Annotated in this window: 13 protein-coding genes, 1 tRNA gene and 1 pseudogene; 9 read left to right on the plus strand and 6 right to left on the minus strand. The window is 66.1% G+C overall.

Features of this window, described 5'->3' with window-relative positions; translation table 11 throughout:
* Window positions 1–73 precede the first annotated feature (73 nt).
* Both ACSFBC_RS23360 and ACSFBC_RS23365 read left to right on the plus strand, forming a co-directional pair.
* Complete coding sequence (locus ACSFBC_RS23360) at window positions 74–778, plus strand: GntR family transcriptional regulator (protein ID WP_435512721.1); 705 nt, start codon at window positions 74–76, stop codon at window positions 776–778.
* A gap of 104 nt (window positions 779–882) precedes the next feature.
* Window positions 883–1,323 carry a BLUF domain-containing protein gene (locus ACSFBC_RS23365; protein WP_435512722.1) on the plus strand — a complete coding sequence of 147 codons (441 nt, stop codon included), beginning with the start codon at window positions 883–885 and terminating at the stop codon, window positions 1,321–1,323.
* A 46-nt stretch (window positions 1,324–1,369) separates the two neighbouring features.
* On the opposite strand, the pseudogene ACSFBC_RS23370 reads toward ACSFBC_RS23365, so the two are convergent.
* The 3 genes and pseudogenes from ACSFBC_RS23370 to cysS all read right to left on the minus strand — a co-directional run.
* Window positions 1,370–2,100: pseudogene (locus ACSFBC_RS23370) on the minus strand (integrase core domain-containing protein); the annotation flags it as partial.
* A 318-nt stretch (window positions 2,101–2,418) separates the two neighbouring features.
* The gene (locus ACSFBC_RS23375) at window positions 2,419–2,640 is read right to left on the minus strand and encodes a hypothetical protein (protein ID WP_435512723.1); all 222 of its coding nucleotides are present in this window, start codon (window positions 2,638–2,640) and stop codon (window positions 2,419–2,421) included.
* Window positions 2,637–4,055 carry a cysteine--tRNA ligase gene (cysS, locus tag ACSFBC_RS23380; RefSeq protein WP_435512724.1) on the minus strand — a complete coding sequence of 473 codons (1,419 nt, stop codon included), beginning with the start codon at window positions 4,053–4,055 and terminating at the stop codon, window positions 2,637–2,639. Before cysS ends, ACSFBC_RS23375 begins: the two co-directional genes overlap by 4 nt.
* 405 nt (window positions 4,056–4,460) lie before the next feature.
* On the opposite strand from cysS, the gene ACSFBC_RS23385 reads away from it, so the two are divergent.
* Window positions 4,461–5,828: a purine-cytosine permease family protein gene (locus ACSFBC_RS23385; RefSeq protein WP_435512725.1), complete on the plus strand. Its 1,368-nt coding sequence runs from the start codon at window positions 4,461–4,463 to the stop codon at window positions 5,826–5,828.
* Here ACSFBC_RS23385 and thiD read toward each other — a convergent pair.
* Complete coding sequence (thiD, locus tag ACSFBC_RS23390; protein ID WP_435512726.1) at window positions 5,761–6,639, minus strand: bifunctional hydroxymethylpyrimidine kinase/phosphomethylpyrimidine kinase; 879 nt, start codon at window positions 6,637–6,639, stop codon at window positions 5,761–5,763. The genes ACSFBC_RS23385 and thiD overlap by 68 nt on opposite strands.
* 47 nt (window positions 6,640–6,686) lie before the next feature.
* On the opposite strand from thiD, the gene ACSFBC_RS23395 reads away from it, so the two are divergent.
* From ACSFBC_RS23395 to ACSFBC_RS23420, 6 genes are all read left to right on the plus strand, one after another.
* On the plus strand, window positions 6,687–7,778 hold the full coding sequence (locus ACSFBC_RS23395) for an FAD-dependent oxidoreductase (RefSeq protein ID WP_435512727.1): 1,092 nt from the start codon (window positions 6,687–6,689) through the stop codon (window positions 7,776–7,778).
* The gene (thiS, locus tag ACSFBC_RS23400; RefSeq protein WP_435512728.1) at window positions 7,775–7,972 is read left to right on the plus strand and encodes a sulfur carrier protein ThiS; all 198 of its coding nucleotides are present in this window, start codon (window positions 7,775–7,777) and stop codon (window positions 7,970–7,972) included. The genes ACSFBC_RS23395 and thiS overlap by 4 nt, the downstream gene beginning before the upstream one ends.
* A gap of 4 nt (window positions 7,973–7,976) precedes the next feature.
* A complete protein-coding gene (locus ACSFBC_RS23405; RefSeq protein ID WP_435512729.1) occupies window positions 7,977–8,795 on the plus strand; it encodes a thiazole synthase in 819 nt (272 codons plus the stop codon).
* A gap of 4 nt (window positions 8,796–8,799) precedes the next feature.
* Entirely contained in the window at window positions 8,800–9,729 is a 930-nt protein-coding gene (locus ACSFBC_RS23410) for a thiamine phosphate synthase (protein ID WP_435512730.1), read from the plus strand.
* A 100-nt stretch (window positions 9,730–9,829) separates the two neighbouring features.
* A complete protein-coding gene (locus tag ACSFBC_RS23415) occupies window positions 9,830–11,914 on the plus strand; it encodes a TonB-dependent siderophore receptor (protein ID WP_435512731.1) in 2,085 nt (694 codons plus the stop codon).
* A gap of 81 nt (window positions 11,915–11,995) precedes the next feature.
* Window positions 11,996–12,071 (plus strand) — tRNA-Asn (locus ACSFBC_RS23420).
* A 541-nt stretch (window positions 12,072–12,612) separates the two neighbouring features.
* On the opposite strand, the gene ACSFBC_RS23425 is transcribed toward ACSFBC_RS23420, so the two are convergent.
* Window positions 12,613–13,242, minus strand: a complete 630-nt coding sequence (locus tag ACSFBC_RS23425; RefSeq protein WP_435512732.1) for an RNA polymerase sigma factor — start codon at window positions 13,240–13,242, stop codon at window positions 12,613–12,615.
* A gap of 116 nt (window positions 13,243–13,358) precedes the next feature.
* Window positions 13,359–25,331: a filamentous haemagglutinin family protein gene (locus ACSFBC_RS23430; protein ID WP_435512733.1), complete on the minus strand. Its 11,973-nt coding sequence runs from the start codon at window positions 25,329–25,331 to the stop codon at window positions 13,359–13,361.
* Between the last annotated feature and the right edge of the window lie 43 nt (window positions 25,332–25,374).

Here is a 25,374-nt window from a genome sequence, read left to right on the forward strand (position 1 = left end):
GGATCGGCAACAATCGCAGGCGCCCCGCTCGTTCGATCGAGCGTCGGGCGTTTGCCCCATCGTCTCCAACCCCATGTTGTTGCCAGCCACCTTGTCGCCCTCATCGCAATTCCAGAGTTTCGACGCTGCCGTCAGCCCCGCCGATGCATTGGCGTCCATGATCGCGGCCCTGGAAGAGGATGTGGTCTTCGGCCGCCTTCACCCGCGCGAGCGTCTGGTCGAAGACGAGCTGATGGAACGGTTCCAGGTCAAGCGGCATGTGACGCGCGATGCCCTGGCGGCCCTGGATCGCATGGGGCTGATCGAGCGCCGAAAGAACGTCGGCGCAGTGGTCCGATCCTTCACGGTCCAGGAGGTTCGGGAGCTCTACGAACTTCGAGGCCTGCTCGAAACGGAAGCGGCCCGGCGCGTCGTCATGCCCGTGCCACCCGAGCGCCTGGACCGCCTGATCGGGATTCAACGGCAACACGATGCTGCAGTGGCCGCGGGGGACGCCCGAACCGTGTTTCGGGTCAACCTCGCGTTTCACCAGGAGTTGTTCAGCCTGGCCAGCAGCGAGACGCTGCGCAAGGCCATCGCCGAGTACGCCCGGCAGACGCATCCCATTCGGTTCGCGTCGCTGGTTTCTGCCGACCACCGCGAACAGGCTCGCCAGGATCACTGGAAGATGATCGAGGCGTTGCGCGCCGGGGATCGCGAAGCATTGGTCGCCTTGTGTGACGCGCACCTATTGCCGTCGCGCAACGCTTATCTCAGCGCGCAACGGCATCGCTTCTAGCTTTCCGGTGCCTGCTCATTGGGCATGATCGAGCGCCGGGACGATGAGAACGTCGGGGTGTTCACTTGCACGCATCCCGCGTTCCAAGGCATACCATCCAGCGGATGTCAGAAACTCTGCCCTCTCTGCCCTTCTACCGACTGATCTACACGAGCCGTGTCACCCCCTCCATCGACATCGGTGCCCTGTTGAGACAGGCGCAGAAAAACAATCCTCCGCTTGAAATCACGGGAGGCCTGGCAGTGCTGGAGGGTGTTTGCCTTCAGTACCTGGAGGGGAGCGAAGACGCCGTTGAATCGTTGTTTGCGCGCATCCTCCCCGATGCGCGCCACGCCGACGTCAAGGTCTTGGAGCGCAGAGCCGTCCCGCGAAGAATGTTCAACGACTGGTCGATGGCCATGCTCAACTGGACCGAGGATGCGAAGCAGATCTTTCGAAGCTTCTCGCCCGGCATTCATTTGAATCTGTACGACACAGATCCGACGACCGCCGCGCCGTTGTTTCGCGCATGGGCTGCTACAGCAGATTGGCATCGGATGCGCTGAGAGCCGCCCCTGCGAGGGGCCATGCTCGGGCAACGCGCAGGGGGCGCTAGCTGTGAAGAGTCAAGAGGTTCTTTGGTGACTTCGAGATTCGCGACATAGGCGGCTGGCATGCGATGCCGTGATGTGGGCGGTGCCAGTTGTAGAAGTGACTCCAGAAGGGCAAGGCTGCACGACGGTCGTAGGCGTAGGCGTAGGCGCGGCCATAAGCCCACTCGCGCAGCGCTGACTGGATAAACCGTTCAGCTTTGCCGTTGGTCTGCGGTCGGTAGGCTCGAGTGAACTTCTGCTTGATGCCCAGTTCGACGCAAGCATCCCGGAACGCGAACGAATGGAAGGCTGGTCCGTTGTCCATGATCAGACGCTGGACTTTCACCCCCATCCTGGCGAAGTACGCGACAGCAGTGCGCAGGAAGCTCTCGCTCTGTCTTTGCACTCGTCGGGCCGCATGTCAGTGAAGGCGACGCGCGCATGATCGTCGATGGCCACAAACAGATATTCCCAGCCAAGCCCCTTCGTTCGCTTGCTGTAGTCGCCAGTAATTCTGTGCCCCACGTCGGAGAAGCGACCCAGCTTCTTGATGTCGATGTGCAGCAGATCGCCTGGCGCTTCCCGCTCATAGCGTTGCACCGGATCAGCGGGCGCCAAGTCGCTGAACTTTGACAGACCGGCTCGCCGCAGCACATGGCTGGCGGTGGCTTTGGAGACGCCCGTGTAAGGGGCGATGCGCGACTGCAGAAACAGTTTGCGGCGCAACTCGACAATCGTCAGCGCAACGCTGAATGACATGCTCAAGAACAACCTGGCCGCGTCCATTGATAAACACTTCGCCTTGCACACGGGGCGGCGGCACAGCCTTCTTCACGCCTGCGCCCGACAGGATGTCGTTCTCGTACGTGTAGGTTTAGTTGTCGAGTCAATGACGATGACGCCCAAGTGCGGAGAGCCTTTACCCAAGGCATGCTCCATGACTGCGTCGTGAATGCAGTCAGAACGATTGAGGGCTTGCTGGCGCCGAAGTCCAGGCGTGCGCGACCGTCCAGGACCAGGGTCACAATCGTTTTCGTCGAGCATCACGGACCGGATGCCCATGAAACCCTAGGCATGCAGGTAGCACTTCGCGTGCGCCGCAACTTCGCCCGCTGCGGCGCCGAGGTGGCGGCTGAGCATGGCCTTCTTTTGCTTCTTGGCCTTGGTCAACCGATCGAGATCGGCCAGTAGCTGGGTCTCCTCATCAAATTTTGCCAACTGCTCGGACAGCTCACTTCGGCGCAACCCGAGTGACTTCGGGTCGCCCGCCAGGTAGGCGCAAGGGCTCAACCCTTGCCATCACGTACGTCTACGCCAAGTGCGACCAGCAAAGCGCGCAGCCGGTCTGCCTCCGCCCAGTCGCGCGCTGCACGGGCAGCTGCGCGGGCCATCTGCAATGCGGCAATCTCGCCAGCGTCGCCTTCGATGGTCGAGTCACCCTCCGATGCTGGCGCGCAGCGATCGAGGCTCAGACCCAGGACGATGTCGAAATCGAAGATGAGCGCCAGCTTTTCCGCGGCGGTGAGCCCGTCGTCCTTCAACACGGCCCATACCACCGCCATCGCCATCGGTGTGCGCAGGTCGTGGAGCAGGGCAGCGTCGAAAGCCCGCGCATGGGCAAGGCCACGCAGAGAATCGGCACTGACGGAATGAACGCCGTGGCCCTCGCGACCACATGCGGCACGCAGTTCACCGACCCGACGTTTCAGCCCGGCATAGCTCCGCGCCGCAGTGTCCAGTGCCTCGAAGCTGAAGCGCAGCGAACCCCGGTAGTGCGAGGTCAGCACGAGATAGCGAAAAGCCAACGGGTCCAGCCCACGCCCGGTAAGGCTGTCCACCGTCAGCGCATCGCCACTGGACTTGGACATCTTGCCGCTGTCCAGTTCGAGGAAGTCGCAATGAAACCAGTGGCCCACCCAGCGGTGACCGAAGCAGCACTCGGACTGTGCGATCTCGTTGGTGTGGTGGACCCGAACATGGTCCACACCACCGCAGTGGATGTCGACATGCTCGCCAAGATACTTGCCAGCCATCGCCGAGCATTCGATATGCCAGCCGGGGAAGCCGCGGCCCCACGGTGAATCCCATTGCATGATCTGGTGCGGAAATTTCGACTGCGAGAACCACAGCGCGAAATCGGCCTGCTGGCGCTTGCGCGCGTCTGTCTCGACCCGCTCGGTGGGCGCGAGCTCGTCGAGCCGCAAGCCGGCGAAGTCGGCATAGGCGGGAAACTTCGCGATATCGAAGTACACGTTGCCGCCGCTTTCGTAGGCGAACCCCTTGTCCTGCAATAGCTGCACCATCGCAATCATCTCGTCGACATGGTCGGTTGCGCGGCAGACGATGCCTGGCCGACGGATGTTCAGCAAGGCCGCATGCCGGAAGAACTCAGACTCGTAGTGGCGCGCGATATCCCACGGTGAGCGCTGTTCCTGCCGCGCCGAAAGCACCATCTTGTCTTCGCCTTCATCGGCATCCGATTGCAGATGGCCGACGTCGGTCACGTTCATCACATGGGTCACCGCATGGCCCGCGCGCTGGAGCACGCGCACCAGCACGTCCTCGAACACATAGGTCCGCAGGTTGCCAATGTGGGCGTGCTTGTAGACCGTCGGACCGCAAGCGTAGAGCCGCACGCGACCGGGCTCGAGCGGAGCGAGCGGCTCGATGCGGCGTGTAGCGGTGTTGTAGAGCTGAACCGTCACAGGCGTCGAGCGCGGAAATCCGAGTTCAAGCTCGTGATCCGAGCGGTCCGGTCCGATATCGACGTGCGAAGGCCCGGCCTTGGCGGCAGCGCTCCGCAAAAGTCCATAAACCGTTCTACCTCTGACATCCGCGCCTCCTTGTACGTTTCGGAATGTACACGAGCGTTTTCCTCTTATGATCGCGGCTCTCGCTAGGGGTGCTGGCCCGATCGCTCGGACCGGCTGAGATCACACCCTTTGAACCTGTACATCCGCTTATTTATTTAGGTGGCCCGAGGTAATCCTCGCGCAGGGAAGCCGGTCCGAAACCGCCACGTCGTCACGCCCGCTCCGTCGAGTCCAGGTGCGTGCCTTGCGCATTCGGGCCACGCCCACCTGCCAAAGAATTTGCACTGGAGCAAATGAATGGCAACGACTCCGACGACAACGACTTCTGCTGCCTCGACGCCCGCCGCGCCGCGCGGCAACGAGGCGCTCACCCCCCTGCCCCTGTCCAGCCGCGTCTTCGGTTGGCACGACCATGCGTCGCTGTGGTTCAGCCTGGGTGTCGGATTGCTCGTGATGCAGATCGGCGCCTACCTGGTGCCGGCCGTGGGCACGCGCGACGCGACGGTCGCGATCCTCGTGGGTTCGTGCATCGGCGCGGCGCTGCTCGCCTGGACCGCGCGGCTGGGCTGCGAGAGCGGCCTGGCCAGCGCGGGGCTGATGCATGCGACCTACGGCAGCGCCTTCGCGCGGCTGCCGGTGCTGCTCAACATCGTGCAGCTGATCGGCTGGACCACCTTCGAACTCGTGGTGATGCGCGAGGGCACGCAGGCGCTCACGCAGCGCGCCTTCGGCCTCGATGCCAACGGTGCGCTCGGCACGCTGCTGACCACGCTGCTCTGGGGCGGCGTGCTGCTGGCCTTGCTCGCCGGCTCGATGGTGACGCTGGTGCGCCGCTTCGTGAGCCGCTTCGGCCTGCCGCTGGTGGTGCTCTCGCTGCTGTGGCTGACCTGGCAGTTCGCGTCGCAACTCCAGGCCAAGGGCTTCGACACCTTCTGGTCGCGCCCCGGCAACGGCAGCATGGGCATGTTCGGCGCGCTCGATCTGGTGATCGCGATGCCCGTGTCCTGGCTGCCGCTGGTGGCCGACTACGCACGGCACGGCCGGCGCGCGGGCCGCGGCCTGGGTGGTGCTTTCGGCGGCACCTGGCTGGGCTACGGCGTCGCCAATGTCTGGTGCTATGCGCTGGGCGTGATGGTGGTCAGCGTGGCCGAGCCGGGCACCAACCTCGTGACCGCGCTGCTGCTCGCGCAAGGCGGCCTGCTCGCGCTCGGCCTGATCCTGATCGACGAACTGGACAACGCCTACGGCGACGTCTACTCGGGTTCGGTCTCGGCCCACAGCCTGCGCCCGCGCTGGAGCGTTCGGCGCTGGGGACTGGTGCTGGCCGCCGTGTGCATCGCCTTCGCGCTGGTGCTGCCGATGCACACGCTCGAGCCCTTCCTGCTGATGCTGAGTTCGGTCTTCGTGCCGCTCTACGGCGTGATCCTGGGCCGGCTGGGGACGGGTGCGTCGACGGTGGTCACGCCGCGCCGCATCGATCCGGTCGCGGCCGGGCTGTGGCTCGCGGGCATCGCGCTGTACCACGGCTGCGCGGCCTGGGCACCTCAGTGGGGCTCGGCGCTGCCCACGCTGACGCTGAGCTTCGTGCTGGCCTGGCTCACACGACCGAAGCCGCAGTCACCTGCGCAAAACGATGGGTCGGCACTGGCGCGAAGCCATGGTTGAGCGGACCATGCCCCGCGCCCACCACCACATCGACGCCGGCCGCCATCGCGCCGAGCACATAAGCGCGCGCCAGCGCCACGGCCTCGGGCAGCGCATGGCCCAGCGCCAGGTGCGCGGCGATGGCCGACGACAGCGTGCAGCCGGTGCCGTGCAGGTTGCGGCTGGCGATGCGTGCCGAGGCATAGCGATGGCGCGCGCCGCCGTGCTGCAGCAGCACGTCGACCACCTCGTCGCCCGGCAGATGCCCGCCCTTGAGCAACACGCCTTGCGCGCCGAGCGCCAACAGTTCATCGGTTGCGCCGTCGAGCGCACCGATGCCGTCGATCGCATGGCCGATCAGCAGCGCGGCCTCGTCGAGGTTGGGCGTCACGACGGCGGCGCGCGGGAACAGCTCGCGCACCAGCACGTCGACGGTCGCGGGAGCGATCAGGCGGTCGCCGCTGGTGGCGATCATCACGGGGTCGAGCACCACGTTGCGCAGGCCGTAGTGGTCGATGGCCCAGACCACGACTTCGACCACCTCGGGCGCGTGCAGCATGCCGAGCTTGACCGCGTCGACGCCGATGTCCTCGACCACCGCCTGGATCTGCGCCTTAAGAAATGCCGGCGGCACGCCGTGGATGCCGCGCACGCCCAGCGTGTTCTGCGCGGTGAGCGCGGTGATGGCGGTCATGCCGTAGCAGCCCAGCGCCGCGAAGGTCTTGAGGTCGGCCTGAATGCCCGCGCCGCCGCCGCTGTCGGAGCCCGCGATGGACAGCACACGGGCGTAGCGTTGCGCAGAAGGAAGCACGGAGGTCGGTGGGTTCGTCATGCCGAAAATTATGGGCGATGGTGGCGATCCGCCGTCGAATCAATTCAATGAAAACACTGCCTTTCGATACCGCGAGCGTGCTCGGCGCCGGCCTGATGGGCCGGCTGATGGCGCTCGCGCTGGCGCGTGCCGGTTGCCGGGTCGCGCTGTTCGATGCGGGCGGCCCGGAGGCCGATGGCGCCGCCGCGCGCGTGGCCGCGGCGATGCTCGCGCCGCTGGCCGAGTCGGCGGTCGCGCCGCTGTCGGTGGTGCGCATGGGCCGCTACGCGCTGGGCCGCTGGCCCGCGCTGCTGGCCTCGCTTGCGACGCCGGTCTTCTTCCAGCGCGAAGGCACGCTGGTGCTGTGGCACCGGCAGGATGCGGCCGAGGCGGTGCGCCTGGCGCGCGTGCTCGAACGCACCGCGGCACAGGTGCCCGAACTGCCGGCCATGCAGCGCGTGGACGCGGCCGGCATCGCGGCGCTCGAGCCCGCGCTCGGCACGCGCTTCGGGCAGGGCCTGTTCCTGCCGGAAGAAGGCCAGCTCGACAACCGCGCGCTGCTGGCCGCACTGCGGGCTGAACTGGAGGCGCTGCCGAACGTGCAGCTGCACTGGCATGCGCCCCGGTCGCCCGACGACTTCACGCCGGGTGCCGACGAGCGCGTGATCGACTGCCGCGGCCTGGGCGCATTGCCGCAATGGCCCGCGCTGCGCGGCGTGCGCGGCGAGGTGATCCGCGTGCATGCGCCCGAAGTGGGCCTGACGCGACCGACCCGGCTGGTGCACCCGCGCTATCCGCTGTACATCGCGCCCAAGCCCGGCGGCGTGTTCGTGATCGGCGCGACCGAGATCGAATCGAACGACATGTCGCCGGCCAGCGTGCGCTCCACGCTCGAACTGCTGAGCGCGGCCTATGCGGTACACAGCGGCTTCGGCGAGGCCCGCATCCTCGAGATCGCCACGCAGTGCCGCCCGACGCTGCCCGACAACCTGCCCGCGCTGCGCCAGCCGGCGTCGCGCGTGCTACAGATCAACGGCCTCTACCGCCACGGTTTCATGCTCGCCCCGGCGATACTCGACATGGCGATGGAATGGCTGGCCGAAGGCCGCTCCGCGCTGGCGGAACGCCTCGGCCTCACGACGACGGAGACCCCCGCATGAACGTGCTGATCAACGACATCCCGCACACGCTGAGCGCGCCGGCCACGGTGGCCGATGCCCTTGCGGCCCTGGCCGCCGTGCCGCCTTTCGCCGTGGCAGTCAACCGCGCCTTCGTGCCGCGTTCGACCTACGCGGCGCACCCCCTCCAGGACGACGACCGCATCGAGGTCATCCGCCCTGTCACCGGAGGCTGACACCATGAGCCCATCCCCATCCGACGATCCCCTGGTGCTGTACGGCCAGACCTTCCACAGCCGCCTGCTGCTGGGCACGGCGCGCTATCCGTCGCCCGACGTGCTCGCGGCCGCAGTCGAACGCGCGCGGCCCGCGATGCTGACCGCGTCGCTGCGACGGCAGACCGCGGCGCAGGCACCGGCCGCAACCGACGACCACGGCTTCTGGGCGCTCTTGCGGCGGCTCGACGTGCCGGTGCTGCCCAACACCGCCGGCTGCCACGGCGTGCAGGAAGTGATCGCCACCGCGCAGATGGCGCGCGAGCTGTTCGACACGCCGTGGATCAAGCTCGAGCTCATCGGCGATGACTACACGCTGCAGCCCGACACGCTGAACCTGGTCGAAGCGGCCTCCTACCTGATCCGGGACGGCTTCCAGGTGCTGCCCTACTGCACCGAGGACCTGGTGCTGTGCCAGCGGTTGGTCGACGTCGGCTGCCAGGCCGTGATGCCCTGGGCCGCGCCCATCGGCACCGGCCGCGGCCCCGTCAATCCGTATGCCCTGCAACTGCTGCGCGAGCGGCTCGACGTGCCCCTGCTGGTCGATGCCGGCCTGGGCCTGCCCTCGCACGCCTGCCAGGTGATGGAGTGGGGCTACGACGGCGTGCTGCTCAACACCGCGGTGGCGCTGGCGCAGGACCCGGTCGCGATGGCAGGCGCCTTCTCCGACGCCGTGCAGGCCGGCCGCGCCGCCCACCGTGCCGGCGCCATGGCCGCGCAGGATGCGGCCCAACCCAGCACGCCGGTTCTCGGCACGCCCTTCTGGCATCACTCGGCCTCCTGAACACATGAACCACGACGACCGCTCCGCCCCCGCCACCGTCGCGACCTGCAGCGAACGCCTCGGCACGGCTGCATCGGCCACACCCGCCGCAGCCGAAGAACACGCCGTGGCGCATGCCTACCGCATCGCAAAGGAGAACTGCCTCAAGCTCGGCTTCATCGAGGTCGATGCCGATTGCCTGGCCCGCGCCTGGCAGGCCCAGTCCCTGCGCACCGGTCATTTCGATGCCGAGGCCTGGCCCGACACGCCCGAAGATTTCGGCATGTCGCCCCTGCCGCCCGCGCAGCGCGCCGACGCCTTCGCGCCTTGCCCCGAGCGGCTGGGCCTCTACGCAGTCTTGCCCGACGCCGCCTGGGTCGGCCGCATGGCGCGCGCGGGCGTGCCGACGGTGCAACTGCGCTTCAAGTCCGACGACGCGGCCGCCATCGACGCCGAGACGCGGGCCGCGGTGGAAGCGGTGCGCGGCACCGCCGCACTGCTGTTCATCAACGACCACTGGCAGGCCGCCATCGCGGCCGGCGCCTATGGCGTGCACCTGGGCCAGGAGGACCTGGACGCGCTCGCGGCTGAAGACCTGCAGCGCATCCGCACCGCCGGCCTGCGCCTGGGCGTGAGCACGCACGGCTATGCCGAGATGGTGCGTGCCGATGCCGTGAGCCCCAGCTACATCGCGATGGGCGCGGTGTTCCCGACCACGCTCAAGAAGATGGCCACCGCGCCGCAGGGCGTCGCGCGCCTGAGGGCCTATGCGCGCCTGCTGCGTGGCCAGTCGCTGGTGGCCATCGGTGGCATCGATGCCGAGCAGCTGCCCGCCGTGTTGAGCACCGGCGTGGGATCGGTCGCGATGGTGCGCGCGCTGATCGCCGCCGATGACCCCGAAGCCACGGCCGCGCAGCTGACCGCGGCGGTCGCGGCCGGCGCCCGCATGCACTGAATCCTCATCCTTTTTCCAGACTGCCCTCGCTTCCATGTCCGTCGCTCGCTCTCCTGCCCTTTCCCCTCTCGCCCTGGCCGCTGCGGCCGCACTGCTTTCCATGAGCGCCGCCGCCCAGGCGCAACAGGAAGCCACGCTGGCCCCCGTCACCATCGACGCGCGCAGCGCCCCGCCGCAAGCCGACATTTCCGGCTTCGGCGACCTGCCCCTGAAGGAGGTGCCGCTGTCGGCCACCATCGTCGACAGCCGGCAGATGCAGGCCAGCGGTGCACGCCGCCTGGCCGACCTCACGCAGTTCGACGCCTCGGTCACCGACGCCTACAACTCGGCGGGCTACTGGGATTACCTGACGGTGCGCGGCTTCGTGCTGGACAACCGCTTCAACTACCGGCGCGAGGGCCTGCCGATCAGCGCCGAGACGGCGATCGCGCTGGACAACAAGGAGCGCGTCGAGATCCTGCGCGGCACCAGCGGCATTCAGGCCGGCACCAGCGCGCCGGGCGGGCTGGTCAACTACGTGGTGAAGCGGCCCACCGAGAACGACCTGCGTGAAGTGCGTGCCGAAGTCTCGGGCCGCGGCAGCGTGCTGGGCGCGGTCGACCTGGGCGGGCGCTTCGGTGCCGAGCGCCAGTTCGGCTACCGGCTCAACGTCGCGGCCGAAGACCTGAAGCCGCGCACCTTCGCGCTCGACGGCCAGCGCCACATGGCCTCGCTGGCAGCCGACTGGCGCGTCACGCGCGACTCGCTGATCGAGGCCGAGATCGAATACAGCAAGAAGACGCAGCCCAGCCAGAACGGCTTCAGCCTGCTCGGCAACACGTTGCCCGCGCCGATGGACCCGCGCATCAACATCAACAACCAGCCCTGGTCGCAACCCTCGGTGTTCGAAGGGCTCACCGGCACGCTGCGCTTCACGCAGGCCATCAATGCCGACTGGCGCTGGAGCGCACAGATCGGACAGCAGCGCCTGAAGAGCGACGACCGCCTGGCCTATGCGTTCGGCTGCAGTGCCGAAGGCAACTACGACCGCTACTGCGCCGACGGCAGCTTCGATCTCTACGATTTCCGCAGCGAGAACGAACGTCGCACGCAAACCGCGGGCAGCCTGAATCTCAAGGGCCAGGCCATGACCGGCAGCGTGCGGCACGACCTGTCGATCGGCCTGCTCTCGAGCCGCGTGCGCAACCGATTCCAGGACCAGACCAACACCTTCCTGAGCACGCCCGGCACCATTTGGGGCACGGCCGTCGTGCCGCTGGAACCGGCGGTCTACGACCCGAACACGAACCGCGACGAACGCTCGACCGAACTGTCGCTGCAGGATGCAATCCGCTGGAACACCCGGCTCACGACCTGGGTCGGCCTGCGCCACACACGGCTCGACCGCGACAGCGTGCGCACCGACGGCTCGCGTCCCACCGGCTACAAGGACGGCGTCACCACGCCCTGGGTCGCCATCAGCTATGCGCTGCAGCCGGGCCTGCTGGCCTATGCGAGCTGGGGCGAAGGCGTCGAGTCGCAGATCGTGCCGAACAAGGCTTCGCAGTACGCCAACGCGGGCGAAGCGCTGCCGGCGCTGGTCTCGCGTCAGTGGGAGATCGGCTTCAAGGGCGGTCAGGAAGGCTTCAACTGGCAGGCCGCCTGGTTCGACATCTCGCGCCCCATGAGCAACATCGACGCCTGCAGCAACGCCGGCGCCGACTGCATCGGCCGCAACGACGGCAAGGCCGTGCACCGCGGCCTCGAGCTCAGCGCCGAAGGCCGCACCGGCCCGTGGCGACTGGGCGGCAGCCTCACGCTGATCGACGCCAAGCGCGAAGGCAGCGAGTTCTCGCCCGCGGTGAACGGCCAGCGCCCGACCAACGTGCCCAAGCAGGTGCTGCGCGCGCAGGCCGCCTACCGCATCGCGGCCGTGCCGGGACTCGAAGTGCAGGGACAGCTCTCGCACGAAGGCCGACGCAACGTGCTGCCCGACGGATCGATCACGCTGCCCGCCTGGACGCGCGTCGATGCGGCCCTGCGCTACGACACCCGCGTGGCCGGCATGGCCACGCGCTGGACGCTCGGCATCGAGAACCTCGCCGACAAACGCTACTGGAAGGAGTCGCCCTACCAGTACGGCCACGTCTACCTGTTCGCGGGCGCGCCACGCACACTGCGCCTGGGTGTCAACATCACGCTGTAGGGCGCAGCGGTCGCTCAAAGCGAGATCGTGCGCATGCCTTTTTGGGGCAGTGAAAAAATCGCGCTATAATCTAAGGCTTGTTCCTCGATAGCTCAGTTGGTAGAGCGCCGGACTGTTAATCCGTAGGTCCCTGGTTCGAGCCCAGGTCGAGGAGCCACCTACAAGCCGCAAGGCCTCTGGAGAGCCCGCTGTCACAACGACAGCGGGCTTTTTTTTGGCCGGGCGTTTCATGGAGTCATGTCACGATCCATGTCACGATTCAACAAGGGCTGGAATTTTTCGGCAGAGAGCAACGACCAGCGCCCAGGCGCGCAAGTCTGGCGCTTGGCAGCGACTCCCGGAACTGCTGGCCCGCACGCTCGACCCAGGCCTGCAGCGATGCCGCCGGGTCAGAGACATTGGGCGCGGCTTTCCCCCGCTCCCGTAGTTTTCCTTGGCTTGATTAATCGTGTGCTTGGGGATTTCGACGGTCACGTCTTCCATCGCGACGATGACCGGGAGAGCTTTGCCATACACGCCGACAGTCCTCTCACCGCGTGCCTACTTTGCCAGGAATGATGCAATCGCCGGCCCGGCCTGACCGACTGTGGCACCCAGTGCATCAGCATGAGCATTGGACTGTTCAACTCGACATGCTCTGCCGGAGTGCCTTGCGCCTTGAGGATCTCTACTGCGGACAGTGCGGCGAAAAGCTCTCTCTAGTGCATGTCACACTCGGTGCTGCAGTGCGCCAGTGCCTGCCGCAGCGCCGTGTCGACCGAACGCAGCGATATGCCGAGCCAACGGCTCACATCGCCGCGGCTGCGCTCTTCGACCCGCAAGGCAAAGAGGACCGCGCGCTGTCGGCGCGACAGGCCCTGCATTGCACGCGACAGGGCCGCCAGCGACGATCGAGCCTCGGCCACCGCATACGGGCCAGGCAATTCATCAGACAACTCGGGGCAACCGTTGTCGGGATCGTCCAGGGACACCGAAGGCCGCTGCGCCCTCAGGCGGTCCGTGGCCACATGGCAGGCCATGCGAAAGACATAGGCGTCGGCATTGTCAACGGCGCCTTCCACCGGGCGAGCCAGCCGCAGCCAGGTGTCATGCAGACACTCGGCGGCCAGGTCGGCGCCGCCGAATCGTCGCGACACGCGCTGGTGCAACTGCGCGTAGTGCTGCACCAGATGCTCCCGGAGATGCGCGGCCGTATCCTGAGCCGGCGGCAGCACGGACTGGAACGCGGGCCGGATCCGTTCGGGGCATTTCCAACCGGGGTTTTCCATCCACGCCGCTGGCAAGGCCGGGAAAGATCGGCCAAGGGCCGTCTGCATCGTGTTCATCATTGCGAAGTCCATGTGAGTCACGCCGTCTGCACCCCTACGGATTGCGCAGGCAACACCCCGCCTTCCCGTTGCCAGCCACTGGCAGCGGGAGGGGTCGTGAGGAACTTGAAAAACGGCTAGCGGTCTGCGCGCAAGCGGTGCCGCTGGCCCTCGGTCAGATAGCCGGCCTGCTCGGGGTAGAGACGGCCTTTTTCCCCAATGACCTGGACCACACTCGACTTGTCGTAGCGCAGTTCAGTCCGCGAATCGGGTCGCGAAGGGGTAGAGCGGGACGGAGCATCGTCCATCGGCTCATTGCCGAATCCCAGCACGCGCACCGTGAAGATCGAGGGCAGGTTCTGTCGCGCCGATGCTCGATCGCGTTGCAGCACTTCCTGCGCCGCACCTGCGGCCTGCGATGCTGCAGCGCTCGCATTGGTCAACGCACCCACATTCACCGCCGCGATAGTCGGAATGCCGATAGCCTCGCCCTTGACCGCAATGTTGGCCGCGTTCACCACCTGCAGCGCCGCCAGGTTCACGTTGCCCGACACGCGAATGCCCGCCTCGCCCGCGTCGATGGTGCCCAGCGGCGCGATCAGGTCCACATCGCCCGGCGGTACTTCGGGCAGTGGATTGAGCGTGGCGATGCCTGCACCCGTGCTCGGCACGTCCGGTGACAGCGTCACGTTGCCATAGGCGTCATAGACGCGTTTGGGCGGCGTGTAGACCAAGGTTGTCTTGGAGCCACGGCCCGCGTTGATATCGCCCTTGGCCGACCAAGCCAGGATATCGCCGCCGAAGGTCGTCATGATGCGCGAAAGACCCAACAGGACCGAGTCCTGGGAATACAGCGAAATATCGCCGGCGCCTTGCGTCACCACGCCCGCCGTCGAAGGCGGCACCTGCCCCTCGACGCCGATGATCTGTTTGCCGCCCGGCGTCAGCATCTGGATGTCGCCGCCGAAGAGTGTCCGGATGCCACCGCCGGGTCGGACGTTGGGACCGAGCAGGGCCGAGGAGGTGAACATGGTGATATCGCCGCCATAGGTCCGGTCGGCCGGGAACAGCGCCGCGATGGCCTCGCGCCCGCGCAGATAGGAGCCGTAGCGCGAACTCGCGGGATCGTTGTATTCGCGGCCACCCGCCTTCAGTTCGGCGAAATAGACCTGGCGCAGCAGGATGTTCTGCTGCTCCGGCGCCAGGCCCGCGAAATAGGTGCGGGCCTCGGCCTCGTCCTTGGCGGCATAGCCGAAACGGTCCTTGAGCCAGACGATGAGTTCGTCCTCGTAGGTCTTGGCGACCTTGCCGGGCTGGTCGGCGAGCGGCGTGCCCACCACTGCCAGGTTGGCCGGATCGAGGTAGAGCTTTGCCAGCGATGCATAGTCCGGCCCGGCGGCACCGACGCCCGCCGTCAACACGATCGACGCACCCGCACGGGTGTCGCCGGCAACGACGGCGCCATACGAGATGATCGAACCTCTATCGCTCAGGTACAGGCTGCCCTTGTCGGTCTGATAGATGTTGCGGCCGGCCGAGATATCGAGCACGCCGGGGCCCCAGATGCCGATGACGGAGTTCAGGATGTCGCGGCCGGCCGAGATCACGGACACATCGGTCGGATCGTTGTTGAGGATGTAGGCGTTGGTGAGAATGTCGCGGCCGGCCCGCATCACGACAGGCTTGGCCGCAAGCAATTGGGAGGCGCGCGCACCCGTGTTGTCCTCGAAATAGTCGCCACTCGTCAGCATGACGTCGCCGGCTACCGCATAGAGACGGATCGGATCTGGGTCGCCGGCATGAAGGTCGGTGGCAGTCGGGCCGCTGGACATGATGGCTTTGCCGAACAGACTTTCGCCGGCCAGCAATTCCAGGCTGCCGGTGCTGTTTGGGGACAGCATGAGCGCCACGTTGATCGAGCCGGACGGCGCGATGGCCGTGAAGTGGGCCGGATCGAACCTCAGACTGTCTCTATTGGCGGAGCCGGCGTCCGCGACAGGAAGCTGGCTGAGACTTCCGCCGGCCGAAAACAGCGTGTAGCCGCTGCGGCCTGTCCAGAGCGACATGCCATCCGGAGACGGGTCGGTTGCGGTGAGGACGCCGGCGGTGCCGCGGGAGTGAAGCGTGACGGTACCATCGCCGGTCACCAGCCGCAGCGGCGTGTAGAACGTCAGATCGCGCGGCTGCGTGGTGTCGGCGGCGCGCGGATCGTAGATGGATGAGCCATCGGGATTTCGCAGGCCATAGCCGCTGGACAGAAGCTGGCCGATTGATCCGGCACCGATCGCGGTATCGCCACGCAAATTGACTACGGCACCTGTGCCGACACCCAGGAAATCCACGAGGTCCACGCTCGAATAGACACCGGTGTTGATGCGCCCGCCGATGTCCAATTGCAGCGCACCGCCGCCATATTGGCTTAGCGCCCCGCCCGCGACGTAGCCGCTGCTGGCGACCACGAGATTGAAGGAGTCGTCGGACGACGGCAGGTAACCACCGTTGTCTTGGACGTTGAAGTTGCTGGTGGAACCGGCATCGCCGCCCGCGGTGATGTGGACGTTGCCACCGCCGAGCGTACCCAGGCCGGCGAAACCGCCGAAATAAACGCCCCAGGCGGTGGCTTCGCCTTGCGCCGCATCGCCCTGCTGCCACAGCCAGTTCGAGGGCTCGCTGCTGTTGAATCCACCACCTGAGGGATCGTAGGCCGTATAGCTGCGCAAATCGCCCTGGGCAGTCAGGCTGAAATCGCCGCCGTGATCGGTGAAGTACATGCGCTGGGTGTCCGACGCCGTCTTGTTGTAGGCATCGGTACCGGCGACCTGGTTGCCGGCGGTGTAGATGCCGTACAGCGAGTTCTGCCGGAAATCGCCGCCGGCCAGCAGATCGAGCGAACCGGTGCCGGTGCGGATCACCGAGGCGATCTCGTTATGGGTGGCCGGATCGTTGGTGATCGGCGCATCCAGTACCAGGCTGCCATAGCCGGCGCCAAGGGATCGCAATGTCGAGGCGGCGGCAAGCGTGCGCTGATCGGCCGAGGCCAGATCGGCGCCCGCGACCAGCCGCAACGACGCGCTTTGCGTGCCCGCCGCCTGCATCACAGCGCCCACCGATGCGGCGGATTGCCCTGGAATTTCCGGGATGCCGGGGGTGAAACTCGCGGCGATGACCGGCAGCGGCACACTGCTGTCCAGGTAGAGTTCTGCCAAAACGAACTTGGTTCCGGCCTTGACCGTATCGCCAGGATTGTAGGATCCGCTACCGAGAAAGATTCCGAATCCGTAGAGGTCGATATTGGGAACCACCCAATCGGCAGCCAGATAATATTCCGTGTAGTCGACACTGTTGTAGATCGGATTGCTGTAACCCCAATCGTCCAATGAGAATGTCGTCGGTATATCGACTACACCTTCATAGACGTTGGGCGTTCCCGGTATGCCCGGCGTGCCGGCGAACCCGTCGGAAATGCTGCCTTTGACGGTGAGCGTGCCGGCAGCACGGATCGCCAGCGCCATCGGTTCCCCGGCGCCATAGGTGGCCGAGTTCGCATCGCGGTTCGCATTGGCGCCGTAGCGATAGCCCGACAGATCGAGATCGCCCGAGGTCGAGAGGTCGCCGGTCGAGGCGATCTCCACGCCCGGCCGCAAGTGGAGAGAATCGCCATAGGCGCTAAGACCGGCAATACGGGGTTGCAGGGCGCCGTTGCCGAGCGCAGCGGTCATGAAGCTGACGTTCGCCGCGTCATAGCCATTGAGCATCGCCTGATCGATAACGCTGCCGCCCGGCAGCGTGTAGGTCCAGAAGGCGTTGAGCGCGATATTGGCCACGCCTTTGATAGCAAGCGGACCGGCCGCATTGACCTTGACATCGCCCGAAGTCTCGCCCGTGCGCGGCGCATTGAGAACCACCTGACCGTAGAGGCCGCTTGGTGTCGACAGGTCCAGCGTCGCGCCGGAATTCAGCTGCAGCGTGCCGCTCTTGGTCGAGAGTTCGATACGCCCCCGGTTCGACGCCTCGATCGGCATGCCGCGACCATCGACGGCGAGCGTCGTGCCATGCACGTCGAGAACGGCGGTTGCGGCCAGCGTCAGGTCGTCGCGTGCGGCCAGCGAGATGCTGCCGACACGTGTGCCCGAGGCATCGATCCGGCCATTGACGGTGAGCGAGCCGCCATCGGCCGAGAGCGCGACATTTTTGGCGCGCACCTCATCGCCGACCACCAGATCGCCGGTCTTGACCACAAAGCTGCGCGCCTCGAAGAATCCGGCGGCGTTGAGCTTCCGGTTGAAGCCAGAGAAATCGGCGAGGCTGGTGACGCGCAAATCGATGCTGCCGGAAGTCAAACCTTGCCCGCCGGCGCCGGCCAGGCTGCCGGCGAAATCGACCGTGCCGCCGACACCGGTCGCAGTAGCCTTGATCGACCCGGCCTCACTCCTCGTGGCCGAGACGTCGATGCTGGACGTGACCGCCTGGCCGATAGCGCCATGGGCGGTTTCCAGCAGCAGATCGCCGCCCCAGCTGTATTTGGTGACGTCGAAAAAGCGCACCGCCCGACCGGCAAGGTCGATGGCGGCGCGGCGGTCCAGCACAATGCCGTCGTCGGCGGTGATCGACAGCCGGCCGCTCGGCAGCGCCACGGCGGTATCGACGGCGACCTGGTTGCCGAACAGCTGGATCTCGGCGCCGAGCGCGGTGACGGGCGCGGTCGCCGCGGCCCCCGCCGCCGGCGCACTGACGGTCAGGCTGCCGCCGGTCCGATAGGCCATGGACGAGCCGGCCTCGCCGGTCAATAGCGGCGTGACGAGGTTCAGCGTGCCGCCGCTGCCGGCATAGGTCTTGGCGTCGAAGCCCGAACCGGGATTGGGTCCGGAAGCATAGACCGAGAGCGTGTTGCGATGGTTGGCGGTGATACGGTCGCTCGCGATGAGGTCGACCGTCGAAAAGCCGAGCGTCAGCCGGTCGAGCGCGGTCTGGTCCTGGCTGCGAGCGCCGGGCTCGTAGCCGAACACGATGTTGCGGGCATTGATCGCCAGGCTGCCAGAACCGGTCCCGGCGCCGCCCGCCGCGACCGCGCCGGGAGTGACGCTGACATAGGGGCTACCCGGCACACCGACGCCGCGCACGACACCGCTCCAGATCACCGTGTCGGCGGTGATCGAAGCCTGGTCGGAGGCCGCGCCCCAGCCGTATAGCGCCGGCGTATTGAGCACCAATGTCGGCGAAACGCCGGCCCGACCCGTCAGATCGAGTCGGGCGTTGCCGTAGAAATTGATCGACTGACTGGCCGCCAGCGTGACCTGCTCCAGCGGCGTGTCCGATCCGAGCAACCGGTCGATCATCTGCTGGGTCAGGTCGATGCCGCCGGTGCTGCCACCGTCCGTGAGGCTTTGCGCGGTGCCGATATTGAAGGCCGTCGTCGACAGTGCGAGATAGCGCGCGGCGAGCGTGACGTCGCCGAGGGTCTGCACGCCGCTGCTGGACAGAGCGATGGTGCCACGCGTCAGCAGCGATACGTCATCGGCGATGGCGATGCTGCTGGGCGAGGAGCCGCCCGTCGCGCCGAGAAAGTTCAGCCGGCCATTGCCGACCGCGAGCGCAGCGCTGCTGCCCAGGCCATTACCGGGAGACGCGACATTGAATACGTAACCCAATGAAGAATCGAGCAGGTTGGTGGCGCCTTTTCGCGTGTCGATGGTCGCGCCGCTCTCGACGGTGACCGCGTTCTTGGCCAGCAGGAACACCTGTCCAGCCTTGAGAACCGCGCCGGCTCGCAGCACTGTGTTGTCGGAGGCAGCCGTGAGAACGACCTGCGGCCCGAATTCCGTCGGACCTGTCGCATAGTCATTCCTCACGTTTTGCAGGCTGTAGCTGCCGCCGATGGCCAGCGTACCGGCGTCGAAGCGCGACAGATCCTCGGCGGTGACCGAGGCCATGCCGGCGGTCGTGGCGGATCCCTCCGACCGCACCTCGATCGCGGTGGGGAGGTTTAGCCTGCTGCTGGTGCCGACGAACAGGGTACCGGACTTGCCGCCCTTGTCGGCGGTCAGGTCGGCGAACCCCTCGAAATCGAGCACATTGCCGGTGTTGGGACCAAAGTCGATCCAGATCGACGAGGCATCGCGTTCCAGACGCGGGGTCACGGCGCCGAAGGTGGCGGCATTGGCGATGGCGAACTGGCTGTAGCTGGTCTCGTTGTATTGCGAATAACTGCGGGCCGAGGCAGCCGGAGTGATGATCACGTTTGTCGCCAAGGAGTCGCGCAGGCCCGTCTTGGCCGTGCCGAGCATGCCGGTGGCGACGTAGGAGCCGTTGGCCAACCGGATGGCGTCCTGGGCCAGGGTGGTCTTGGCGCCCAGTTCGATGCGGTAAGCGCCCGGCAGCAACGCATAGGTCGCCGGCATCAGGGTGTAAGTGCCAGCCGGCAAGTCGCCCATCGCGTGGTCCAGCGTGATCTGCCGGCCGATCGCCGGCATGGCGGCATCGGTGGTCACGGGTGCATAGTCCAACGCGTTACCGGGCACCAGCGCGTAGACCTGCGCGCTCGACGTGCTGTAGGTGTTGGCCGGATTGGCGTTGACCAGCGCGGTGTGCAGCACATCGACCGAGCCGCCGCGCCCGGTGATAAAACCGGCTCCGGTCAGCGAACCGCCGCCGGCGACGTCGATCAGCGAGCCCGCTTCCGCAGTCAGTGTCGCACTGTTGAAGTTGACGCCGCCGTTACTGAACGTCGCCAGATCGAAAAAATAAACCGTCTCTTTGTCATAGAGCCAGGACAGCCCGTCCACGGTGCCGCCATAGGGCATGGTCAGTCCCTCGGCGCTGACCGAGGTGATGCTGCCCGCCCCGAGCGTGACATTCGAGACGTACTGCTTGGTAATGCGATCGACCTCGTCATAGTAGGAAAAATTTCTCATGCCGAATGCGATCGTCCCGAGCGGCGCCCGGACGATGCCGTTCTGATGGATCGTGGGCGCATTCAAGGTGAGCGATCCGAACGCCGACAGCGGCACGGCGGGGTTGTCGCCGAGGCCGTTGATCGTCAACGTCCAGTTTGGATCGCCGGCAGTCGGGATCTCGTTCGGGCCGACCTGTATCAGCCCGACCCCGCCGGTGATCGGATAGAGCTGCGACGCGTTGATGGTCAGATCTGATCCGGCCATATAGATCTGCGCCGGGTTGGGAAGATACGCGGTCGGATCGGTCGGATCTCGCCCGTCAAGCAGAACCTTGCTGCCAGCGAAGCGGACATCGCCGCTGCTGTTCAGCACGACATGGTCGAAGCCGGCCACCGAGTTATATGTCCCTTCTGACATCTGGAGTGCACTGAACGAAGCCGTGTGCTGAATGTCGATCAGCGCAGCGGAGATCGACAGGTTGCCCGCATAGCGTTGAACAATCTGGGGAGCCGGATTGAACCCTACGGAGACCCCGGTTCCCGCTGCGCCCCCCAGCAGCACGTAGGGCGCGGAGATGACGACGCTCGGCAGCGCCCCATCGGTATGCATGATTGCGCCGCCACGCAGCATCAGCGCCTGCTGCAGGTGCAGCGAGACATCACCATCGAAGACGAACCTGTCGCTCGCCATCAGATCGAGCGTACCAAACCCACCGGCCGTCACTTCATCGGCGCTGATGTGCACCTGACCGGTCGGCAGGCCTGCGACATCTGCCACAGTCAGTCCAGCATCGAGGCCGGAGGCGGCACGGTTCTGCGTCAGGATGATCGAACGCCCCGTCGGATCCTGCCGATAACTCGTCTGTGTAACGCTGGGGTCCAAGACCGCTGAAGACGCGAGCACGAGGTTGAGCGTGCCGCCGGCCGCATTGGTGCCGCCGGATCGCGCCTCCAGTGTGCCGTCGTTGAAGATGGCTTTCCGCGAACCGATCCGGACCAGGCCGCCATCGCCGGCCAGCGCTGTCGATCCGCCGCGTGCGACGTCGATCATCGCTGCGGCGCCATTGGCCAGAAGCCGCGCGCCCGGCCGGATGACGACAGGCGCGGTGATCACACTCGACGTCGGGTTTCCAGATGCATCGACCGTCGGGGAACTCTCCAGACCGATCAGCAACCGACCGCCGGCTTGCGCGAAACCGTAGCGACGCCCCCGGCTGTCGAGGGCGGTCACCGCCTCGCCGGAAACGTCGAGCAGCGCATCACCGCCGATCCACAGGAACCCGTTCGGGTCGACGAGCGAAGACACTGTCGAACGATCAGACAACAAGGCAATGCTGCCGCCATGCGCCACCAGATCGCCGTCGATGGCGATCCGCTGCGCGGTAGCCGTCAGACGGATCGACTGCGTGGGATCGACCGTGATGGCGGCACCGCTTCCGACCTCGATTTCGCTGCCGGCCAGCGCGACGCTGGCGCCCGCCCGCTGGGTCAGTTTGCCGTTGATCGGATCTTCCGTATAGAGCGTCGGCAGAACCAGATCGGCCGCGCGCGCGATGTCGCCGCCGGTCGCCAGCCCATGGGCCGAGGCCGAGAGCTGATAGACCGGCATGGTCACATCGACCTTGGTCCCGTCGCTGACGAAGACGCCGCGATTGCCATTGACGGCGTAGCTGGAAAAGCCGGAACCGAACAGTCCGGAAGCGAGCTGCAGGGGCGCCTGCACCGCTGCCGCCTGCGGCAATACCGCGCCGCGCGGGAGGTTGACGCCCGCTTGCAGCGTCAAATTGAAGGGCAGTACGGCACCCGCAACATAAGCCGCGTTGAGGTCACCGTTTTTAACGGTGAACGAAGCGTACACACCCTGCGGAATGGTGATGGTCGCTGTGTCGGGAAGCCCTGAAAATCTAAAGGCGGGAATCGTTCCGGCTGGCAGCGTGCCGCCCTTGGGGACAAAGATATCCCCTCGGCCGGCCACAAAATACGTCAGATCGTACGGGACGTTGGTCCAGTCGGCGACTGTGGGCCCGTTATCCTGTATTGCGTAGTGGGCTGGTTTTGTCGGTATCGGAACACCTGCAAGAGATGTGCCGACGGTAAAGGTTTTCACTGCATCAACCGGTAGCGGCACGCCGGCCGGAACGACGAAATCCTGCGTCAGAGTGAGGCTGTAAGGCGCAGCCACGCCTGCCGGCAATTGCCCGGACGATAGATCCACCGTCGTCTCACCGATCACCACCGGTGCGTCGGTCCGGATCGTCAGCGCGCCGCCCTTGCTGAATCCGTAGGAGGCCAGCGTACCGTCCAGCGTCAGGGACGCAGCGAGTCGTGACGGTTGATACGCACCGTCGGTCCAGTCGAAGGTCGCCAGCGTGATGTCGCCGCCCTTGCCGCCGGAGAATTTGCCACTGGCGAGGATGACGCCGCCGGCCGAGGCGTCGATTCGCGAGCCCGTCTCCAGCGTCACGTCGCCGGAATTGGTGGTCTGCGTATTGTCCCCACCCGTCAACTTCAACGACACCGCGCCGCCATTGATGAAGGCCAGACGTGACGAGCCGGCGTCGGGGTCGGTAAGCAGGTTGGTCCACAAGCCACGCGTGTCGATCGTGGCACCCGTATGCAGCCCGATGTGGACCGCACCATTGGCATCGATCAACCCGACCGTGCCAGCCAGACTGCCGAGCGACACACTGCCACCCCGCGTCGTGAGATCGGCATAGACATCGATGCTCGGTGCGGCGAAATCGAATTTGCCGCCAGGCGCCAGCGTCAAGTCATCCTTGACGACGATGTCCTTCGTCGACCATACGGTGATGCCGCCGAGCCCGAAGCTGCTGATCGCATCGGCGTTGAGCCAACTCGTGCCGGTGCGATCGGTGGGCGCCTCGGCGTTGCTGAAGGTGACTTGTGTGGCCGAGGCCATGGTCGTCGGAACGGCATTGACGACACCATAGCCTTGAAGCGCCAGAGTTCCCGGCAGCGCCACTGCGGTCTGCGCCTGTTGGTAGCCGTCTGCAAGGGCGTCGCGGGTACGCGACTGTCGAGTGCCATTGAACACGTCGGCCACGATGTCGCCTTCGAGGACGGCCGTGGGTGCACTGACGATCAGCGTGCCGGCATCCCTGCCCACCGTGTAGCCATTCTCCAGTCGCCTCTGCGGCCCGATCAGCGGGCTGTAGAAGAACTCGGTGACCTTCCAGCGTTCATGGTCCGATTCGAAGCCTTTATAGACGCCGTTGAACACCATGTCGGCCGGCGCCTTGTCCAGGCTGTAGAGCCGCCCATCGCGGCCCTTCAGCCACGTCTGGTTGATGAACCCCGTCTGCACGTCCAGCGTGCCGCCGGCAAGGTTCACGCTTGAGCCCGCCTGCGTGATGACTTCCTTGCCTCCCAGCAGTACCGTGCCGCCCTGCGCCGCCCATTCGCCAATGCCGTGGCCTTGGTTGCTCAGGTATCCACCGACCTCGAGCAAACCGTTGGAGGTGTACCAGCGGTCGCTCTCATAGCCGCCCGTGCCCTTGGGTACCAGCACCAACTGGCGCCGGTCAATCCACACGTCGTTGTTGAATAGCTTGCCGCTGTCGCGGTTCTGCGGCGAGTCGCGCAGTTCGTTGCCCTGCACGTTGACCTTGACGTTGTTGCTCTCCATCGCCACGGTCACACCGACGGCACCGGCAACATCCAGCTGCGCCTTTTCTGCCACGACGCTGCGACCTCGCGCATCGCTCACGATCTGTCCCCCCGTGGCCAGCGTCAGGCTGTCGCCTTCGAACACCACATTGCCGCCCGAGACGATCTCGATGCGCGAGAGGTCACGCCGGTCGGCCATGGCCGAGAGATTGTTGAAGGCCCCTGTGATACCCAGGCTGCGCAACAAGTCTTGCTTGGCCGATTCGGCAATCAATGCATCGCGCTGGCTGTCCAGCGCCGTGGTCTTGCCGTCGTCCTCGATCACCACGGCGGTGATCGCATCCTTGCCCAGGGTCACTGCGCCTGAGCTATCGTTGGCCGAATTCAAGAGGTGAACGGTGCCACGGGTGTTGACCGTCGTCGTGCTGATCGCCACTCCGTCCTGGCGCACGTCGCGCCCGGCCAGGGTGATGTCGCCTTCGCGGGAGAGGATCAAGCCGCTGTTGGTGACCTTGCCTGCGGTGCTGTCCGCAACGAACTGCGGTGCGATCTCGTTGCCGCGGGTGGTCGATGCCGTGTTCGCGTCCGTGCCTAAACCCTTGCGGATGAGGAAGCTGTCGCCAGCAGCAAGCTGGGTCTGGCCCTTGCGCGTGGTGATCTCGCCCGCGTTGTGAACTTCGCTGCCAGCCAGCAGCACGTAGCCACCGCCTTGGGTGGCGGATTTAGGCTCGTGGGTCGTGATCCTGGCACCCGCCTTGACCTCGACCTTGCCCAGGGCGTCGGTAAGGCTCGCGGTGTTGGCATCGGCACCATAGATGCCATTGTTCTGGAACTGCGTGTTGCTGATGTTGGCGGCAGCGGCCACCAGGTTGCGCGTGTTGACCTGGCTGGTGCCATCGAATACCACGCCGTTGCGGTTGACGATCAGCACCGTGCCGTCGCCCTTGATCTGGCCCTGGATCCGGCTGGGGCGGGCACTGGGATCGTTGACCCGGTTGAGCACCGCCCAGTCGGCGTTCTGCTTGAAGTCCACCGTCGTGTTCTTGCCGACGTTGAAGGTCTCCCAGTTCAGGATGGCCTTGTCGCCGGTCTGCTGGATGTCGACCGTGGTGCGGCCGCCTGCGACCGTCTGGGTCGGGTCCTTGGCGTTGAGCCAGCCGGCGGTGAGCGAATTCGTATCGACCTTCAGGCCGCCTTCGGCCAGGCCGTCGGGGACATCGGAGGGGGCGAGGCCCGCAGCACGGCGTGCGGCTTCTTGTGCCGCCTGCTGGGCCGCAATGCCGCGCGCAGCGAGGTTGAGATTGTTGATCGAGCGCTTGAGCTGATCGTTGGCGCGCTGCTGCTGGCCCAGGGGACTGGTGAGCGAAGACGCTGGCATGCCGTTGGGCAGCATGCCAGTCTGCGAGGCGGTGTTCTGAATCGATCCCTTGTTGGCGAACCAACCAGGACTGAAGGCTCGCTGCGCATATGCGGGTGCGGTCACCGCTCCCGCGGCCAGCGTCAGGGCGACGGCCTGCGCAAGCGGCGCCAAATTGAAACGCCGTTCGCCTTTACGCAGAACTGCGTGCCTGCCCCGAATCTGTGTGCTCATGCCAATCCTTCAAGATGGTCGCGCCGGTATCTTTGCTGCCCCG

The organism is Variovorax frigidus (assembly GCF_051216515.1).
GTDB lineage: Bacteria > Pseudomonadota > Gammaproteobacteria > Burkholderiales > Burkholderiaceae_C > Variovorax.

Coding starts and splice junctions, on each gene's coding strand:
- ACSFBC_RS23365 (WP_435512722.1), top strand. CDS start 883: ATGTCAGAAACTCTGCCCTCTCTGCCCTTCTACCGACTGATCTACACG.
- ACSFBC_RS23385 (WP_435512725.1), top strand. CDS start 4,461: ATGGCAACGACTCCGACGACAACGACTTCTGCTGCCTCGACGCCCGCC.
- ACSFBC_RS23410 (WP_435512730.1), top strand. CDS start 8,800: ATGAACCACGACGACCGCTCCGCCCCCGCCACCGTCGCGACCTGCAGC.
- thiD (WP_435512726.1), bottom strand. CDS start 6,639: ATGACGAACCCACCGACCTCCGTGCTTCCTTCTGCGCAACGCTACGCC.
- ACSFBC_RS23425 (WP_435512732.1), bottom strand. CDS start 13,242: ATGATGAACACGATGCAGACGGCCCTTGGCCGATCTTTCCCGGCCTTG.
- ACSFBC_RS23405 (WP_435512729.1), top strand. CDS start 7,977: ATGAGCCCATCCCCATCCGACGATCCCCTGGTGCTGTACGGCCAGACC.
- ACSFBC_RS23430 (WP_435512733.1), bottom strand. CDS start 25,331: ATGAGCACACAGATTCGGGGCAGGCACGCAGTTCTGCGTAAAGGCGAA.
- ACSFBC_RS23395 (WP_435512727.1), top strand. CDS start 6,687: ATGAAAACACTGCCTTTCGATACCGCGAGCGTGCTCGGCGCCGGCCTG.
- thiS (WP_435512728.1), top strand. CDS start 7,775: ATGAACGTGCTGATCAACGACATCCCGCACACGCTGAGCGCGCCGGCC.
- ACSFBC_RS23360 (WP_435512721.1), top strand. CDS start 74: ATGTTGTTGCCAGCCACCTTGTCGCCCTCATCGCAATTCCAGAGTTTC.
- ACSFBC_RS23415 (WP_435512731.1), top strand. CDS start 9,830: ATGAGCGCCGCCGCCCAGGCGCAACAGGAAGCCACGCTGGCCCCCGTC.